15 protein-coding genes and 2 tRNA genes are annotated in these 19,039 nt (G+C 38.1%); 7 read left to right on the top strand and 10 right to left on the bottom strand.

Features of this window, described 5'->3' with window-relative positions:
- The first annotated feature begins 299 nt into the window (after positions 1 to 299).
- Positions 300 to 1,358: an Mrp/NBP35 family ATP-binding protein gene (locus tag CE557_RS00600; protein ID WP_114909702.1), complete on the top strand. Its 1,059-nt coding sequence runs from the start codon at positions 300 to 302 to the stop codon at positions 1,356 to 1,358.
- Between the two features lie 397 nt (positions 1,359 to 1,755).
- A complete protein-coding gene (locus tag CE557_RS00595; RefSeq protein ID WP_223245907.1) occupies positions 1,756 to 2,274 on the top strand; it encodes an HIT family protein in 519 nt (172 codons plus the stop codon).
- A gap of 11 nt (positions 2,275 to 2,285) precedes the next feature.
- On the opposite strand, the gene CE557_RS00590 is transcribed toward CE557_RS00595, so the two are convergent.
- The 4 genes from CE557_RS00590 to CE557_RS00575 form a co-directional block, all read right to left on the bottom strand.
- A complete protein-coding gene (locus CE557_RS00590) occupies positions 2,286 to 3,047 on the bottom strand; it encodes a metal ABC transporter ATP-binding protein (RefSeq protein ID WP_162789899.1) in 762 nt (253 codons plus the stop codon).
- A 5-nt stretch (positions 3,048 to 3,052) separates the two neighbouring features.
- Entirely contained in the window at positions 3,053 to 3,892 is an 840-nt protein-coding gene (locus CE557_RS00585; RefSeq protein WP_223245906.1) for a metal ABC transporter solute-binding protein, Zn/Mn family, read from the bottom strand.
- 248 nt (positions 3,893 to 4,140) lie between these two features.
- Entirely contained in the window at positions 4,141 to 5,073 is a 933-nt protein-coding gene (locus tag CE557_RS00580; RefSeq protein ID WP_114909700.1) for a metal ABC transporter solute-binding protein, Zn/Mn family, read from the bottom strand.
- Between the two features lie 8 nt (positions 5,074 to 5,081).
- Entirely contained in the window at positions 5,082 to 5,741 is a 660-nt protein-coding gene (locus CE557_RS00575; protein WP_114909699.1) for a metal-dependent transcriptional regulator, read from the bottom strand.
- A 716-nt stretch (positions 5,742 to 6,457) separates the two neighbouring features.
- Here CE557_RS00575 and CE557_RS00570 point away from each other — a divergent pair.
- Entirely contained in the window at positions 6,458 to 7,075 is a 618-nt protein-coding gene (locus CE557_RS00570; protein ID WP_114909698.1) for a DUF502 domain-containing protein, read from the top strand.
- A 270-nt stretch (positions 7,076 to 7,345) separates the two neighbouring features.
- Positions 7,346 to 7,435, top strand: a tRNA-Ser gene (locus CE557_RS00565).
- 63 nt (positions 7,436 to 7,498) lie between these two features.
- Here CE557_RS00565 and CE557_RS00560 read toward each other — a convergent pair.
- The 3 genes from CE557_RS00560 to CE557_RS00550 all read right to left on the bottom strand — a co-directional run bounded on the left by CE557_RS00560 (position 7,499) and on the right by CE557_RS00550 (position 11,513).
- Complete coding sequence (locus CE557_RS00560) at positions 7,499 to 8,872, bottom strand: C2H2-type zinc finger protein (RefSeq protein WP_162789898.1); 1,374 nt, start codon at positions 8,870 to 8,872, stop codon at positions 7,499 to 7,501.
- Positions 8,873 to 9,620: 748 nt separating this feature from the next.
- A complete protein-coding gene (sppA, locus tag CE557_RS00555; protein WP_114909696.1) occupies positions 9,621 to 11,339 on the bottom strand; it encodes a signal peptide peptidase SppA in 1,719 nt (572 codons plus the stop codon).
- Between the two features lie 100 nt (positions 11,340 to 11,439).
- A tRNA-Ile gene (locus tag CE557_RS00550) sits at positions 11,440 to 11,513 on the bottom strand.
- 384 nt (positions 11,514 to 11,897) lie between these two features.
- Between CE557_RS00550 and dusB the strand changes: the two genes are divergently transcribed.
- Positions 11,898 to 12,878 (top strand): tRNA dihydrouridine synthase DusB, encoded by a 981-nt coding sequence (gene dusB, locus CE557_RS00545; RefSeq protein WP_114909695.1) that lies wholly within the window; start codon positions 11,898 to 11,900, stop codon positions 12,876 to 12,878.
- Here dusB and dut read toward each other — a convergent pair.
- The 3 genes from dut to CE557_RS00530 all read right to left on the bottom strand — a co-directional run bounded on the left by dut (position 12,875) and on the right by CE557_RS00530 (position 15,744).
- Complete coding sequence (dut, locus tag CE557_RS00540) at positions 12,875 to 13,309, bottom strand: dUTP diphosphatase (protein ID WP_114909694.1); 435 nt, start codon at positions 13,307 to 13,309, stop codon at positions 12,875 to 12,877. The genes dusB and dut overlap by 4 nt on opposite strands.
- A gap of 140 nt (positions 13,310 to 13,449) precedes the next feature.
- The gene (gene gatA / locus CE557_RS00535; RefSeq protein WP_223245905.1) at positions 13,450 to 14,868 is read right to left on the bottom strand and encodes an Asp-tRNA(Asn)/Glu-tRNA(Gln) amidotransferase subunit GatA; all 1,419 of its coding nucleotides are present in this window, start codon (positions 14,866 to 14,868) and stop codon (positions 13,450 to 13,452) included.
- A gap of 21 nt (positions 14,869 to 14,889) precedes the next feature.
- A complete protein-coding gene (locus CE557_RS00530; RefSeq protein ID WP_114909692.1) occupies positions 14,890 to 15,744 on the bottom strand; it encodes a DUF3108 domain-containing protein in 855 nt (284 codons plus the stop codon).
- A gap of 240 nt (positions 15,745 to 15,984) precedes the next feature.
- On the opposite strand from CE557_RS00530, the gene CE557_RS00525 reads away from it, so the two are divergent.
- Both CE557_RS00525 and CE557_RS00520 read left to right on the top strand, forming a co-directional pair.
- Positions 15,985 to 16,923 (top strand): hypothetical protein, encoded by a 939-nt coding sequence (locus CE557_RS00525; RefSeq protein ID WP_162789897.1) that lies wholly within the window; start codon positions 15,985 to 15,987, stop codon positions 16,921 to 16,923.
- Positions 16,924 to 17,020: 97 nt separating this feature from the next.
- Positions 17,021 to 18,946 (top strand): RecQ family ATP-dependent DNA helicase, encoded by a 1,926-nt coding sequence (locus CE557_RS00520; protein ID WP_114910456.1) that lies wholly within the window; start codon positions 17,021 to 17,023, stop codon positions 18,944 to 18,946.
- Positions 18,947 to 19,039: the final 93 nt, after the last annotated feature.

Genomic DNA, 19,039 nt, shown 5'->3' with positions numbered 1-19,039 from the left:
TTTATTTGCTGCAGGAACTTAGTTTTCATGTTTTAAAAAAATTAATCAGATGTCTAGCAATAAGATTAGGCTTTAGTTCGAAAAAAAAACAAAGATCGTACTGGCTTTACTAAGAGAACCCTAAAATATAATGGTATGTTTATCAATAAAAGAGGGCTAAATATAACTAGGTTTTATGCTAGTATGAACCATCAAAAACCTATGAACTTCTACCATTTAAAAATGGTAGGCTAGCAAATGGAAAAAAAGTAGTAAATAAAAGTAAGCAAAAACTGTCCAGATAAAGCAAGTCACTATACATGAACACGTTACAAATAAAGGTGCTAGAAGCTTTACGTAGGGTAGACGATCCTGATTTAAAGAAAGATCTCGTTTCGCTGGGTATGATTGAGCATCTTTGTATAGATAACGCAACTATTTCTTTTACCATTATACTTACTACGCCAGCTTGTCCATTACAAGAAGTAATAAAGCAGGCATGTATAAATGCTATTCGTGAAACAGTAACGAATGATTTTGAAATTGTCATTAAGTTCAAATCGAAAGTTACGTCAGGGCGTTTTAAGCCTTCCATACTGCCTGGCGTTAAAAATATTATTGCTATCACTTCTGGAAAGGGTGGTGTGGGTAAGTCTACCATTGCTACGCATTTGGCGTGCGCGTTGGCCAACCATGGTGCACAGGTAGGCCTTTTAGATGGGGATATTTTTGGACCATCTATTCCAACCATGTGGGGTTGCGAAACCGCCAAGCCAGCTGTAGTCAAACAGGAAGGAAAGCACCATATCATTCCTATAAGTCGTCATAATGTAAAGTTGCTTTCTATTGGCTTTTTGTCCAATATGCAAGAGGCCATTGTATGGCGTGGACCTATGGCCAGTGCGGCTTTTAAGCAATTATTACAAGAAGCAGCGTGGGGCGTACTAGACTACTTATTGATCGATCTTCCCCCTGGAACCAGTGATATTCACCTTACATTGGTACAAACGGTTGCCATTACAGGCGCTGTAGTAGTAACAACACCACAAAAAATCGCATTAATAGATGCCATAAAGGCAATTGCCATGTTTAAAAAAGAACAGATTAAGGTGCCCATCTTGGGATTAATAGAAAATATGTCCTATTTCCTAGATGAAGGCCATCCCCACTATATCTTTGGAAAAGATGGGGGAAAACTATTGGCAGAAAAAACATCTATACCTTTTTTAGGCCAAATTCCCCTGCTCCCTATGATTTGCCAACAGGGAGATTTAGGTACCCTATCGACCATGATGCCTTTTAATAAGATGGCTGAAATGGTCGCACAACAAGTAGCGATCCAAAATGCTACATGCCAACAAACTAATCATGTGCAATAGATCATGGCGTAACTCTTGCCATGGAATTTGATGTAAGGTATGGCTTGGTTTATTTAGATTTGTTGACTAGATTTAAAGCAGTTCATGGAAGCTAAACTATACTCATGCATCTAGTAGTTTATCCGGTTGGAATAAATAGATGTTTAGTGTCTCTTCACGCAACTGGTTAATAAGGTATTTTTATTTTTTTCTTGATAAAAAAGTGTAAAAAATCAAGCCCTCGGTAGAAAGTCGCTGAAAGTGGTATCCTACAGCTGAAAAAACAGCAAGCCCCCTTTTTGGGGACTTCAAAGGAAACTATTTTTTACAATCATCTGTCAGATGCCACTTGCTGCATCTCGACTTTTTACAGGAGCGCTATTCTTTTAACAAAAAACCAGTGACTTGAATAGATACGATGTTTAAAACACTTGCAAACAAATATCACTCAGCCATTATGCACATGCCTACTGATCTACCCACACAAACATGTATCTTTTGTGAAATCGTAGCTGGGTTAGCACCTTGTCATCAAATATGGGAAGATAACAATTATATGGCTTTTTTATCCATATTTCCTAACACAGAAGGATTTACAGTAGTAATACCTAAACGCCATCTGAGCAGCTATATTTTTGATCATACATCAGAAGAAATCAATGGGTTAATGGGAGCCGCTAAAGAAGTATCCGACTTATTGGTTCGTAGGTTTCCAACTGTTGCCAGAACAGCCCTTATATTTGAAGGATATGGGGTCAATCATTTACATGCTAAATTAATCCCTCTGCATGGAACGAAAGGTGGTAGTTGGCAAAAAAGGGTATCACACAATATTAAAACTAAATTTGCTAGCTACCCTGGCTATATTTCCTCTCATGATGCGGCGCGAGAATCAGATGAAAAACTAGCGAAAATAGCTAACTTCTTAAAAAGTTAGCACCTATCCTGTTATAATGGACACTTGTTTGAGTACGCTTGAAAACAAGGGAATCTGCTACCATATGTTTTTTCTAATAAATCAGCTGTAAAAACCTTTTTTGTATCACCAGAAGCTATAAGCTTATGATTCAGTAATATCAGCCAATCAAAATAGCTATGTACGGACCCCAAATCATGGTGTACGACCACAATTGTTTTTCCTGCCGCTACCATGTTTTTTAAAAGCCTAATAACCATTTTCTCTGTAGTCACATCTATACCTGTAAAAGGTTCATCCATAAAATACAATGCTGCATCTTGTGCCAATGCCCTGGCTAAAAATACGCGTTGTTGTTGCCCTCCAGATAGTTCGCCAATTTGGCGCTTGGCAAGGTGTGCTATGCCTAACTCCTCTAAGCACTGCATAGCTATAGCTTTATCTTTTTTATTAGGACGTTCAAAAAATCCCAATCTATTATACCTGCCCAAAAGCGCAATGTCAAAAACAGACGCAGGGAAATCCCAATCTACGGATTCCTTTTGAGGCACATAACTGATACACCTTCTTACCTTATGGATAGGTGCGCCCAATAATTTTATTTCACCCTTTTGATAGGGAACAAGCCCCATAGCAGCCTTCAATAGGGTAGATTTTCCTGCCCCATTTGGACCTATGATTCCAATAATTTTATGGGATGGTAAATCAAAACTAACTTCTTCCAAGACAGTTTTGCTGTTTGCATAGCCAACGGTTAAATCCTTTATGGTTACGATATGCTTTTCTGTCTGCATGATGCTTATTTGAGTGCATTAACAATGGTTGTAGCATTGGCACGAACCATGCCACAATAGGTTCCTGCTAAAGTATTAGGTGCACCCAGTGCATCTGAGTAAAGACACCCCCCTACTACTACCTCATGCCCATAATTGGCACACCCTTCCAGTACCGCCCGCATAGATTTGTCTGAAACAGATGTTTCAAAAAAAACCGCTTTAACATTTCGTTTTATAATAAGCGCTACAATGCGTTTGATATCTTGTAACCCACACTCAGATACAGTAGAAATACCCTGCAAACCAACTACTTCTATATCATAAGCTTTACCAAAATAACCAAAAGCATCATGTGCCGTAATCAATACCCGCTGTTTTTCTGGAATAGATTGAATCTGTTCAGTAACCGATTGATGCAATTGCTCTAGTACTTCCATATACGCCAAGGTATTATTTTGATAGTAAACCGCTGATTCAGGTCTGACTTCTTGCAACTTTTGACTGATAAAACCAACCACTTGTTTCCATAGCTTTACATCAAACCAGATATGGGGATCTATGCCAACAGGGAACATATCCTCAAATAATAGCTGTGCTTTATTGATGGCTTCACTAACTGCATACGCTTTCCTTTCTTTAGCCAAAAGATCTTTCATTTTGTCTTCTAAATCAAGACCATTATAAAATATGATACGCGCGCGCCTAAACTGTTGCACATCTTTTGGAGTAGTTTGGTACATATGCGGATCTATACCAGGCCCCATAAGGCTAACCACATCTACATGCGCATCCCCTTTTACAATATTTTTAATAGCATCTCCTAATATACCCGTAGTAGTTAAAATAATAAATTTTTCATTCATAGTAGTCTCCAAACAAGAGGATAAAAGCCAACAAGCCAATAAACAAAAAACTTTATACAAATTCGACCACATGCATCTAGTAAAGTTGGCTATCATACAGAACATTATATTTAAGATTATACACCCCATGCGATTGCACGCTTTATAATTTTATGAGCAGGCAATGCAAAGCTAACTTTTTCCCTAGAAATTTGCTATTCTATAGATAAAAATTATGACCTTTTAGACTGCGTTCTTAGATACACACTTTATCTTAATGCATTGACAATTGTTGTAGTATTGGTGTGGATCATCCCACAATAGCTACCTTCTAAGGTATCAGGCGCACCAAGCGCATCTGAATAGAGGTACCCTCCTACCGTTACCTTATGCCCATAACGGGCACACCCTTCCAGTACCGCCCGCATAGATTTGTCTGAAACAGACGTTTCAAAAAAAACCGCTTTAACATTCCGATTGATAATAAGGTCTACAATGCGTTTAATATCTTGTAACCCACACTCAGATACAGTAGAAATACCCTGTAAACCAACTACTTCTATACCATAAGCCTTGCCAAAGTAACCAAAAGCATCATGTGCCGTAATCAATACCCGCTGTTTTTCTGGAATAGATTGAATTTGAGCAGTAACCGATTGATGTAACTGCGTTAGTTCTTCCATATAAGCCAATGTATTACTTTTATAATAAGCCGCTGATTCAGGCCTGGCTGCTTGTAGCTTTTGGCTAATAAAACCAACTATCTGTTTCCATATATTGACATCAAACCAGATATGGGGGTCTATCCCAACAGGACCATCACATAGTAGCGCTGTTTTATTCAGGGCATCACTAACCGCATACACCGCTTTATCTTTGGCGACTTCTTTCAACAAATTCGTCATTTTTCCCTCTAAGTCAAGACCATTATAAAATATCATACTTGCACACCTAAGCTGTTGCACATCTTTTTGAGTCGTTTGATAGGTATGCGGATCTATACCAGGCCCCATAAGGCTGACCACTTGTGCATCCTCTTTTACAATGTTTTTAACAGCATCTCCGAGCATACCTGTGGTGGTTAAAATAGTAAATGGTTGGTCCGTAGTATGACCAGCACACGCAAATAGGCTTAAACAAAAAAACAAACAAAAAATCTTGTACTTATTAGACAATAGGCATTTAAAAAAAATAGCTAGCATAGTCAATGTTATAAAGTTATTAAAATGTGATCTGTTATCTTACGGGATATATTAATTTTATACTGGTGATCAATAGTTACATCCATAGATTCATCGAATTGAATTTTTTCAACAACGGTGATTTTAGCCCCTAAATAGATATTTCTTTTACCTAAATATTGTAAAAAAGAAGCTGAATCATCTTTAATGGCACTGATTATGCCACTTGCTCCCTCATCTAGATCTGTCATCAATAATCTAGGCTTGGCTACAATACTTCCATGGGCATTTGGAATCACTATACCATGAGGATTACAATATGGATTACCTAGAAAATGGTCTAATCGATCAATCAAGATATCGGAGTCAATATGCTCTAACTGCTCTGCTATCTCATCTATTTCACTCCACCCAAATTTTAATTTATCTACTAAGAAAACCTCCCAAAGCAAATGTTTGCGCAAAATCTTTATAGCAGATTGCTTCCCTACTTCTGTCAACATTACACCTTGATATTTACGGTAGATCACCAACCCCTTATTATGTAGTTTTTGCATCATATCGGTAATGGATGCAGCACTGGTATGTAAAAACTCGGCCATAGCCGTAGTGGCAACCAACGTCTCTTGCCTTTCCGAAAGCATATAAATGGCTTTTAAATAATTCTCTTCTGCATGTGTATGTTTCATAAAAATTTAATTTTAGCCAAATTTAAATAAATATTTAGATATGTCTAAATATCAATAAGCAAAAATAGGGCTACAGCCTGTCTTTGTGATAAAAACCTCTATTTTTAGCCTGGTATAAAAAATTATTTAGTCTAGGCTAAATAATTTTTTATATTGAAAATCAAATAAAAATATAAATAAAATCAACGTTTATGATTTTAAAAGGAAACTACTTTTCCAAATCATTTGCATGATGCCACTTGCTATACCGCGACTTTTTACAGGGGCGTTATTCTTTTAGTACAAAAAATAGTGACTTGAACGTACGACAGATACAATTTCCCTTAATTTGGCACCATTGGGTATGCGCTCCAGTGGGTGACATGACCTGAATACATATAAACTAGCCGTAATAAGACCAAATATTATTTACATTAAAAATTAATTTATAAGATAACCAGAATAAAATACATAAATATTAAATAAAAACTTTAAAAATAAAACATGACTTTCTCTCATTTTCGATCCGCATAATCGCATATAAGGCCAAATAAAATTTGGTTCTATATGTACAGATGCTCATTATCAATTGTATATATATAATTATAAATCTTTTACTTTAACATCTATTGCTAAAAGATAGGGCCGAACGTCTATTGTTTAGAATCATATTTTTTCTTAAAATTGGGCTTATATACTCTAGGATTAGGCTGCTTTACATTTATAATGTTGAAACGATGAACACGGAACAGCCACTTATTAATCGGTTGATACTTTATTTTTTTAGAGGGTTACTATTGATTATTCCATTAGGGGGAACTCTATATTTAATTTCAGTGGTATTGCTGAAGGTAGATGGATTTGTTAGCCTTAGTATCCCAGGCCTTGGCATGTTTATTGTCGTAGCCTCCATAACACTATTGGGGTACATAGGTACTACCTTACTGGTTAAATCGATATTTGGATTCACAGAAGGGCTCATCAAAAAAGTTCCATTTATTCGTGCACTTTATTCTTACTTAAAGGATTTTACTTCAGCTTTTGTAAACAGCAAAGGAAAGTTTAATAAGCCTGTTATTGTTCTAACCAATAAAACCACTCAGGTTTATAGAATAGGGTTTATTACAAAAGAATCTTTAGAGGTGCTTGCTATGCCTAATCATATAGCCGTTTATCTGCCTAATGCATATGACTTAGCTGGTATCCTTGTTATCGTTCCTCCAGAATTGCTCACACCTTTGGATATACCTGGCTCTGAAGTGATGAAGTTTAATTTTTCTGGAGGACTCACACCACTAAAAAATGTGAAAGATACAGAGGATATGACAGATTTAAATGGAACAAGTATAGAATAATATTGTATGATACACCTAGCCTGGGTAAGGTAAATGCCCTTTTATAGGGTGTATTTTTTTCGTAATATTGCGATATGGTCTCAGTGCGTGGTTTTTATTAGGTATCTGTTCAAGTCACTGGTTTTTTTCGTTAAAAAAACGCCCTCGGTAAAATGCCACTTTCTGCGACTTTTTACCGAGGGCTTGATTTTTTTGACCACTTTTTTATCAAGAAATAAGTGGGATAAAAATCATTATTAACCAGTAACGTGAACAGATACTTTATTTTTGGGAGGGTTGGCAGAGTGGTTTAATGCAACGGTCTTGAAAACCGTGGTACTTTTAACGGTACCGAGGGTTCGAATCCCTCACCCTCCTCCATTCATATATTATTGTAAAATAGGCTGATTTTCTTTTGTATATATGCTACGATCATTGTGTAAGCTACCCTTTACCTTGAACGATACAGGTGACCGGTCTATCTATACTGTGGCGTTTATTGTGTTGGTTTAAGCCCTTCTGCGTTTTGAATGTTTTTTTACATTGCTGAAAGGTACAGATGAATGGTTTATATTTGATGTGGCATTTATTATGTTGGTTTACTTCATCTTTCGTTTTGAATTTTTTTCCACATTGCTGAAAAGTACAGGTGAACGGCTTATATTCGGTATGGCGCTTATTGTGTTGGGTTAAATCTTCCTTCGTTTTGAATGTTTTTTTACATTGCTGAAAGGTACAGATGAATGGTTTATCTTCGTTGTGGCGCTTATTGTGTTGGGTTAAGTCCTTCTGCGTTTTGAATGTTTTTTTACATTGCTGAAAGGTACAGATGAACGGCCTATCTTTGGTATGGCACTTATTGTGTTGGGTTAAGTTATCCTTCGTTTTGAATTTTTTTTCACATTGCTGAAAGGTACAGATGAACGGCTCATCCTCGCTATGCTGTTTTAGATGTCGGTCTACTTCATATTTCCTTTTGAATGTTTTTCCGCATTCTTGAAAGGTACAGATGAATGGTTTATCTTCGCTGTGGCATTTATTGTGTTGGGTTAAATTTACCTTCGTTTTGAATGTTTTTTCACATTGCTGAAAGGTACAGATGAATGGTTTATCTTCGCTGTGGCATTTATTGTGTTGGGTTAAATTTGCCTTCGTTTTGAATGTTTTTTCACATTGCTGAAAGGTACAGATGAATGGCCTATCTGCACTATAACATTTTGTACCTGTGTGTACTTGTTCATGGAGTTCTAAAGCATCTGCAGAAGCGTAAGATTTAATGCATTTATTATCCATACATACGAAATGATTCTTGGCTATAGTCCTTAAGAATTCAACCACATCTTTATGCCCAAAAGCGTCTGCAAACTGACAAGCAACTTCTAATTGAGTTTGTTCTAGCCGCCCACTACATACAAGTGCTTTAACACAAAGCAGATAACCCCTGTAAGCCGAAATAATAAGTGGAGTATGACCATTTTTATCTTCTGCCTGTAAAATGTCAGGACAATGGTTATCGTACAGTGGTTCTCTGAATATATTCAGTATATCTGGTTGATTATTGTTGGATGCATCATGTAATATATTCTCTCCGTATTCATTTTCTATACTCAAAATTTTTTTTAGATCTTCAATACCCAACACACCATAATTATTTAAAAGACGTTGGATTTCGTGTAATGGATCCATTCGACTTAATAAATCTTTAATATCATCCCATGATAGTATATCATGCTTACCAACTGAGGTAGTATTGATTTTTCCATTTTGTAAAACAGAGGCAATAGCTCTAGGATTATCATAACCTCCATCCGTCATCATACTAGACCCAACTAGACTACTACAACTATATATAAAGCATTTCAAAAATAGAGAGAAAACAAGAAGCATAACGACTTATTAACCTTGGATATACTACGCTCTGTAAAACACCTGGTATAAAGGCTCTAGATAACACTTAAGATAAAAGTACTTTTACCAGAGACCTGATCACTAATGGGTTGTTTAGCCTGGATGTTTTAAGAATATGAAAAATTTTCAAAACAAACAATATAAAAAGAAGGGGCTATTGAGTAGTTTTATGCATCAATAGCGAGGTTAGAAAGGAGTAAAAAAGTAAGAAAAACAATCAAAAACGGCTGTCCGGCTATGCCCACTTACAAGCTTACAGCTGTTTACCTGGTTATGCTTAGAAAGAAGATAATAAAAACCCTCAAAAGGATTTTATCTGGCCTAGTGACGTGCATATTTGTAACAAAGGGTAAGACGCAAGGTATAAAACCATTCAAAGTATGATCCTGAGATAGGAACGCATCTGACTTGATTTGATGCAATCAACTATTGACTACTATCAAGAATTGATCTAATGTACTACGTCCCAACTTTAGTAAGTAATAGCTTGTATAACAAGTCTTTATACTCTTTTTTCACTATTTATTGGTTCATGCTTTGGAATAGTAAACTGCCCTGTAGGTAGCATACAAGCAATTAAAAATAGTTGTGAGGCTAGCCTAAACAGCTATTCTGTCCAGGCCAAGGTCTAACATTCACCTATATAGATCGGGTGATTTTAATCCATATCAATTGTATAAGGAAATATGGCTTGTACGCCATGTGATTTAGATAGGATTCTATAATGATTCAAGATAGGGTATCCTTGTACTAAGGCATCACATACCTCCATTTTAATCGTATGCGTAGTATAATTTAGCAACTGCTCCAATTTTGTTTTAGAGCGAGGAAAATAACAAATACCATACCCTTGTGGTAATTTTGCTAAAGATGCAGCTTTAGCAATAGCGGCATCTAATCCACCTAATTCATCCACAAGCCCATTGCTTTGAGCTACTGAACCCGTGTATACCCTACCACCCGCTAATTTTTCTACACATGCTACACTAAGCCTACGCCCATCGGCTACCTTACTCAAAAACTCATCATAATTGAACTGTAAAATTTTATACATGAGTTTAGACTCTAGCTCAGAAAAGCTTAACCTAGGTGTAAAACAGTCTGCAGAAGGCGCTGTCTTGACTACATCACGGTCAATACCTATCTTATGCATCAATGCAGTTGAATCAGGAAATATACCGAAAATGCCAATCGAACCTGTAATCGTAGTGGGTTGTGCAAAAATATAGTGACAAGGCGCTGCAATAGCATAGCCACCAGAAGCAGCCACGCAAGACATAGAAGCTACAACGGGCTTAACGGCTTTCACTTCTTCTATTGCTTTCCAGATGATATCTGAAGCCATTACACCACCCCCTGGTGAATTAATACGCAAGACTAAAGCCTTGATCCTACTATCTTCCCGAATAACCTTTAGCGCTTTAACAACATCATGCGCACCAATATAACCAGCACCACTTGATCCATCCACAATTACCCCTTCAGCCATTAGAACGGCAATCTTGTCGACCGAATCAGATGGAGTTTTTAATGCACCATACGCTTTATAGTTGACCAAAGGGGGAGACTGTAGCTTTGCTTTGAGCAACTTTTTAGCGTCTGTTTCGTAGCCCACTTTAGTAATTAAGCCAGCACGAAGGGCATCATTAGGTAAAACAGCTGAAAGATGATTAGCATGTTCTTTAAGCGCTGCAACTGCTATGCTTCTAGAACGGCCTATTTGAGTTAAAAAGTGTTCATATTGAGGCTGAAGATATGCTTGCGTATCCTTTCTACTTTCCTCACTCATCTTAGTCAAACAGAAAGGTTCCACTGCGCTCTTATAGTCCCCAATACGAAAGATAACTGGCTTTACAGAGAGATGCGCACAAAGCCTTGTATAGAAATCAACAGTTACAGAAAAGCCTTTGAATGCTAAGAAACCACTGGGGCTGAGTAGGATCTCATTTGCTACAGAAGCCAAATAATAGGACTGCTGGGTATAAAAATCTGCATAGGCGATGATGGTTTTACCTTGCTTTTTAAAATTCAATAATGCCTCTCTAACTTCCTCTAAAGCAGCTAATCCTGCATTCAGATAGGATACATTCAAGTAAATGGCAGCAATACGACTATCTTTTGTTGCCTGGTGGATAGCATTTTGCACTACTTTAAAATCTATAATTTCTCCATTAGAACCAAACAATGATACAGGCATCCACTCAATCATACGCCCGTGCATATTGAGGGCCAGCACTGAATTATTTTCTACTTGACTCGAGTCCTTAGACGTTAACTTTAACAGTCCAAACACAACTATGCCAGATAAGGCTAGCAAAGAGATCAGAAACCCCACAGCAACCGTAACCACTTGCTTAATAAAATGCTTTAGTCTCATTTTGATTTAAAAAAATAACATGGATTATATAAAGAACCACAAAACCAACAGGGGAAGCTTATATAGCCTTTTGATAAGATTATTTTTGTCTGCATGGGCGTGGGCCTGCGCGGACTTGAACCGCGGACCTCTACATTATCAGTGTAGCGCTCTAACCAGCTGAGCTACAGGCCCTAACATCTATCCTTTCCTATGAGGAACTAGTTGCTATACCAACACAACGTACAAAAAAATATATCAATTAGGCTAGAAATCTAAATTTAATTATAGTAAATTACTACTATAACCATTCTATATTAAATAGGGTAGTAACCCACTATTTAAATGGCACTATTATACTTTTCCATCTAAGCCACAATAGTTCAGCTGCCAACATAGCTAAATTACGCATATATTCTGTATATACCCAAAAAATAGCCGTAAGAAATCTTTATTTTGGTCCACTTTGTATTATTTTATCCATTAGCTATGCGCAAGCCCTCTTTGCACAGATGGGAAATGCCAACTTTAAGCGTAGATTTGTAGCAGACGATCGAGAAATTTAAAGGAATTCTATTTATGTTACAAATTGGAGATTGTCTATTAGGTGATTTTCCCCTTTTATTGGCACCTATGGAAGAGGTGAGTGATCCTCCCTTTCGAGCCATATGCAAAGCACATGGTGCAGATCTGATGTATACGGAGTTTATTTCCTCCGAAGGATTGATTAGAGATGCAACCAAAAGTGTAAAAAAATTGGAAATATATGAAGCAGAACGCCCTATTGGGATACAAATCTTTGGGGATGTAATAGAAGTAATGCGAGAAGCGGCTGCTATTGTAGAAAGGGCCCAACCTACTTTATTGGACATCAATTATGGTTGTCCGGTTAAACAGGTGGCTTGTAAAGGAGCGGGTGCTGGTATTCTCTTAGATCTTCCTAAAATGCAGGCCATGGCGGCAGAAATTGTCAAACAAGTCTCCGTCCCAGTTACGGTCAAAACGCGCTTAGGATGGGACCACCAATCGATTAAAATTCTTGAAGTCGTGCAACGCCTTCAAGATGTTGGTGTACAGGCTGTCACCATTCATGGCAGAACCCGACAACAAATGTACAAAGGATCAGCAGACTGGAGCTATATTGCAGCGGTAAAGGCAGATCCTAGTATTCATATTCCCATTTTTGGGAATGGGGACATTGATAGTCCTGCTAAGGCAGTTGCCTATAAAAATAAATATGGCGTAGATGGTATTATGATTGGCCGTGCCAGTATTGGTTACCCTTGGATTTTTAGAGAAATTAAACACTACCACGCAACAGGCAACCTACTGCCCCCTCCTACCCTAACGGAGCGGATTCAAACGGTAAAAAAACATCTGGTCCATGCCATACAGTGGAAAGGAGAACGCACAGGCATATTAGAAATGAGGCGCCACTATACCAATTACTTTCGAGGGGTGGCTGGCATAAAAGCATACCGATCCAGCTTGGTAACGGCTACCACCTATACAGCGCTATGTGACCTCTTAGATGCAATCATGCAAAACGTACCTGATTAGTCTTTACCGGTACTGCCATGACCTCCCGTTCCCCTATCGGTTTGGTCTAGACCAGATACTACTTGCCACTGAACGGAGGCACAGTTGGCCACTACTAGCTGTGCAATTCTATCTCCATCTTGGACTACAAAGGGCTGATCAGAGAGGTTAATAAGCAATACTTTTATTTCCCCTCTGTAATCTGCATCAATAGTTCCAGGGCTATTTAAAACGGTAATGCCATGGTGTAACGCCAAGCCACTACGTGGCCTTACTTGAGCCTCATAACCTTGTGGTAAAGCCATATAAAGACCGGTGGCAATCAGTACCCTTTGTCCAGGCGTCAAAGCAATAGGGATAGGGGTACAAGCACGTAAATCCATGCCACTAGCCCCTAGTGTAGCATAGGCAGGTAATGGATGGTTGGATTGGTTCATAATTGGAACTTTCATACAATCAATCATTTAAAATGTTACACGCTACAGCCACTATGCAAAATAGACCATAGCTATGTTACGCAATAAAAAAATATACCCATTGAGCCTTTTGGTCATATTACCCAAGACAAGCACAACGAACCATGTTTTTTTGCCTATTGTACAATAGCCTCAAAGTGACTTGAAAAAGCAAGCAGCTTAGCCTCCTCAAAATAATTACCAATGATTTGAATGCCAATGGGCAAATCCTTATTATCTACTCCATTAGGTAAAGAAATAGCCGGCAAACCAGCTACCGATGCTAACACGGTATAGAGGTCACTCCAATACATGGATATTGGATTGTTTGCAAAACTATTCACCCGAAAAGCAGTAGTAGTAGTGGTAGGCAATATGATAAAATCATACTGGTTCAAGATATCTTGCAAAGCCTTTTTAATCAGGTTACGTACTTTTAGGGCTTTAACATAGTGTGTCTCACATTGAGAGGCACTGAGCACAAAGGAACCCAGCATAATCCGCTTTTTTACCTCCTTAGCAAAACCTTCCGTTCTTGTCTTGATATAGACTTCCTCCAGTGTGGTAGCATAACTGCTGCGATAGCCATACCGAATGCCATCAAAGCGTGCTAGATTGGTACTTGCTTCCGCATTCACCAATATATAGTAAGTAGGTAGTGCATATTTGAGTAGTTCAAAATGGACATGGTCTACTTGATGGCCCTCTTTTTTCAAAAGTTCCAAGCCACGCAATGTATGTGCTTTTATTTCTGGCTGTAACCCATCATGGCTAAGTGTTCCTGCTAAGCAGGCTACTTTATAACGTCCTGATTCAGGCAACGCATTGGTATAACGCGGAACTGCTCGATCGGCTGCGGTATCATCAAATGCATCAGGACCCGCTATGACCTCTAGTACACCCGCACAATCTTCTACGGTATGCGCAAAGATGCCAGCTGTATCAAAAGAAGAAGCATAAGCCACCAAGCCATGTCTAGAAACCCTGCCATAAGAAGGTTTAAGGCCCACAAGGCCACAAAATGCAGCTGGTTGCCTAACAGATCCACCTGTATCTGTTCCAATAGAAACATGACACATTTTTGCTTTTACAGCTGCTGCAGATCCACCAGAAGAACCACCTGCTACCCTTGTTTTATCTAAAGGATTAAGCACTGTACCGAAATAAGCATTTTCTGACGAGGAGCCCATACCAAACTCATCACAATTCTGATGGCCAATAATCAATGCGTCAGCTGCCAAAAGTCGTTCTGTAACCGTTGCATCAAAAGGCGATATATAATTGGTCAAAATTTTACTACCCGCTTGCAATGGATGGTCTTTGTAGGCAATCATATCCTTCAAACCAACTACCATGCCTGCCAAAGGACCGCCCTTATTTTCTTTTATTTTCTGGTTGACTACAGCAGCATTTGCTATTATTTCTTGATCATAAACATTTACAAACGCATTTAAATCTTGCTGCGCTTGAATATGCTGCAATAGCTGCCTAACTATAGTAGTAAGGTTTTGCGATGCGAGTAATGGGCGAAGTGCACTAAAAGAGTCAGAGCGCATATAGATACAAAATGATAAAGATTAAGATAGCTGGAAATGAATATCCTCTTTCAAACCTTTATAGTTTGTGAGTTCGATTTCTACTGCACCTACTACAAGGTTAACTTTTAATTTCAGAGGCACTTTGTTGACATCATCCGAAATATATGCTTCCACTGGACGCGTTCCAGAAAATATGCTATCCTCAATAGGTACTAAGGGGGCAAAAACCAATGCAGATGTTTTGCCTAGTTTGGTAGCAATGGTCTTCTTCCCAAGAAATAAGATGTCCACATCTTCATAAAGCTGCTGATCATGTAAAACGGTTAGTATAAGCTTATCACCTGGTTTGAGTTTTGTCGTATCAATGGAACGCAACGCATAATAGCCACCAATTAGATCTTTAATGTCTTTTGCACTAGGAAGTGGATGATAATTCACCTCACGCTCCATATTTTTGCTACTCTCAGTTATTTCTACCTTAGCTTGATAAGACTGATAATCAAAGTCAACCTGCTCTTTTCGTAGGTAGCCGTTTTCTTGAAGGTGCGCAACACATCTATGCGGGCGTAATGGATAGGCCTTATCTACATCTAAATAGGTTTCCCATGTATCTAAAACCTTAAAACCTAAAAGGCCCAATGCCTTACTAGAGGCACCTTGTACGTGAATCTTATAGCAAACATGCTCCTCGAGCTTATGCAACTGTTCATCCACACACATAGTGGCCGTACCAGCATGTATAAAACCACCATAGTAGACCTGATACTCTAACCATTCTCCTTGGCGAAAAGGACGTTCCGCACTATCACTAGCTTCTTGAGCATATACGCTACTTAAAAAAAGACCCATTAGGCAACAGAGAAAAAACTTCTTTAAGTATTGTACAAGCACCATAAGTAAGTATCAAAATGTGAAAGTAATTGCAAAAGTATAATACCTATAGTTTCTAAAACTACGACAAAAAAAGTATACAGACAAATCAACCACCCACTGGATGCTTAGGCCATGCACCCATTCATAAAAATGCAAAGCTAGAAATAGGAAAAAAAGAGATAAAAAACTATCTTGCTTAATATTCTAGATAGGGCATTAAGTAATGCTAAAATAGCAATCGAATAAATCTTTTAAGCAGGGATGAGATACCATACAATGCATTTGAAAAAATATTTCTGTTATACTTTTGTGCTGATTCTTTTCTGTAGATGTACAGATGGATGTAAAAATAAGTCCTACATCTATGAGGAAGAAGAGGGGTATTATACGCAAAATTCCTATAAGTTAGGCCTATTAGATTCATTGGAAGAAGCATTTATACTATCCACACCCGATACCATTACTGATTGGAGCCAAAAACTAGCAAAGCGAAACCCTGAATGGCGTATAACGGGTACAGAGTCAGAGCCCTATACACTATGGAATGACTTCTTTACTAAAGAAATAACAGTAACAATAGTAGCAAAATTAAAAAAAGAACGTGATACCACGCTTTTAGAAAACTGTTATGATGCATTCGGCAACCTATTAAGGGCAACCACAAAAGACAATGAACAAGCGTTGATAGCGGCAATCAAAAAGGTCCAAGCGGATGCTAAGCTGATGCAGGCATTTAAAGCGTGCATAAAAGCACACTATAATAACCCAGGGTCCATCCTACTTACTAAGGAAAAACTAGCATACAACAGGTTCATCTGCTTTATTTCAGAAACATATGATTCACTGCTTAGTAAGCTACAACGATGTCAAGCTAATATAAAAAAATGGCACACAGATTGTCATACTAATGGGCAAACACTATGGGAAAAAATTAAGCAAACGCACCAGAAAGAACTGGCATGTAGTACGCTATATAAATATAAAAAGAACCAGGAAGCCATTGTACAAAGTCTAAAAATCATAGATCAGCTAGCAGATCAGCTGTATAATTTGAGTTATAAGGATCTATTAGAAACGCTCCCACATGGGATTAAGCTATTCAATGATATTGTATATGAAGTAGGGTTAGAGGCAAAAGATAGCAAAGATATACAAGCATTAACAATCTATCTTCGACTGGTATCCAATTTACATACATAGCTATTCTGCACTAGCCCGCTCTATTGTTTGTCATTTATGGTAAAGCAAGCAAAAAGTGTGCTATACATTGCATCAGCTAGGAAGCTATCCCCCAACCATGGACCATATTTATGACCTATTAAGCAACCATTGGGGATATCATTCCTTTAGACCCCTTCAGGAATCCATCATTAAGGGTATATTAGATGGTAAAGATCTATTGGTTATTTTACCTACTGGTAGTGGAAAGTCACTTTGTTTTCAATTACCAGCTTTATGCAAAGAGGGCTTAACCCTTGTGGTTACACCCCTTATTGCACTGATGAAAGACCAAATCACCCAACTTGCCCAGAGAGGCATTCATGCAGAGGCTATTTTTTCAGGTATGTCTAGTGTAGAAATAGAGCGTAGACTAGATAATTGTGTATATGGTAACGTGAAGTTATTATATGTATCCCCAGAACGCTTACAGACAGACCTCTTTAAGCTTCGTGCCCCTACCATGTCTATTACCACGCTAGTAGTAGATGAGGCCCATTGTATTTCCCAATGGGGATATGACTTTAGGCCCTCCTATTTAAACATTGCGCAGTTTAAGCAAATGATTCCAAAGGCCAACACTGTAGCCTTTACCGCTACAGCTACTAAAGCGGTTAAACAGGATATTAAAGATCGTTTACAACTCAATCATCCCCTTCTTTTTGCACAAACTTTTTATAGACCCAATCTAGTCTATTGGGTGCGCAAAACAGCGCACAAAGAAGCACAGCTGCTGAAAGCTTTACAACACACTTCTGGACCGGCTATTATCTATGTAAACACACGCAAAAAAACAGAAACCATCGCTACTTTTCTGCATAACAATGGGATCACCAGTGCCTTTTACCATGCCGGTTTAACCATGGCGGATAGAGCAATGAAACAAGCCATATGGAGTGAAAACAAAGTACGTACCATGGTGGCTACAGCAGCATTTGGTATGGGCATTGATAAAGCAGATGTTTCCTTAGTAGTACACTTAGACCTACCCACTTCATTAGAAGCCTATTGCCAAGAAGCAGGCAGGGCAGGTCGCAATAATACCATAGCCTATGCCATTCTTTGGTATGATTTACAAGATATTGCACAGTTAAAACAAAAATGGAAGGAGAGTTATCCCACTATTGACCAAGTACGAAAAGTCTACCAGCATCTGGTTAATTACTATAAAATAGCAGTAGGTTCACATGCCTTTGTAAGCTATGATTTTGACTTAGCGGATTTTAAACAGACAACCGGACTCTATACGAAAGAAGCCTACTATGGATTAAAAGCATTAGAGTCAGAGGGTTTTATACAACTCAATGAAGCCTATTACCAGCCATCTAAAATCTATATACCCCTATCTAGGGAAGCATTGTATGCCTTTCAATTGCGTCATCCTGCTTTTGATTTATGCATCAAAGCCCTTTTAAGGCTCTATGGTGGTACACTTTTTACGCCTTATTGTACAGTTTTTGAAAAAAAAATAGCTCAGTTGATTCAACTTACAGAATATAAGGTACAAGAGCAATTATACGCTTTACATCGGTTAAAGGTATTGGAATACCTCCCTCAAAAAGCAAGTCCACAAATTACTTTTTTAACATCCCGCTATCTTGCTTCCGAATTACCTTTACCAATTCATAAAATTGAACAAAAAAATAAAATAGCTTATCAACAAATAGAAGCGGTTATACAATATGTTACCAATAACCGGCGCTGCCGTTTGGCTACTTTGTTGGATTACTTCGATGAAACAGAAGCAATTTGTACCCAATGTGATAGCTGCAAAGAAAAGGCAAACCCAACGATAGACCCTAATGATAGGATCGCCCATCGCAAGTATATTATGGATGCCATTAGGCAAGGCAACCAGGACTTAAAAAAACTTACTGCATCGGTGCCTCATGAAAAAGAAAAAGCCCTACTGGATACGATTCGAGAGATGTTAGATGCCAAAGAAATATACTATCAAACCCCTGGCCAATTACAAATCAGTGAAATTGCAAAGCTGCTACGGTAAAATGTAGATAGGCAAACGGCAGCCATGCTGCTTTTCTCTGGCAAAAGAAATAGAGTTTCAACTATTGTATTTTCTATTAATAATGCTTACTGT

Source organism: Cardinium endosymbiont of Sogatella furcifera (assembly GCF_003351905.1).
In the GTDB taxonomy this organism is placed as follows: Bacteria; Bacteroidota; Bacteroidia; order Cytophagales; family Amoebophilaceae; genus Cardinium.
This window is presented reverse-complemented; position numbering and strand designations above follow the sequence as displayed.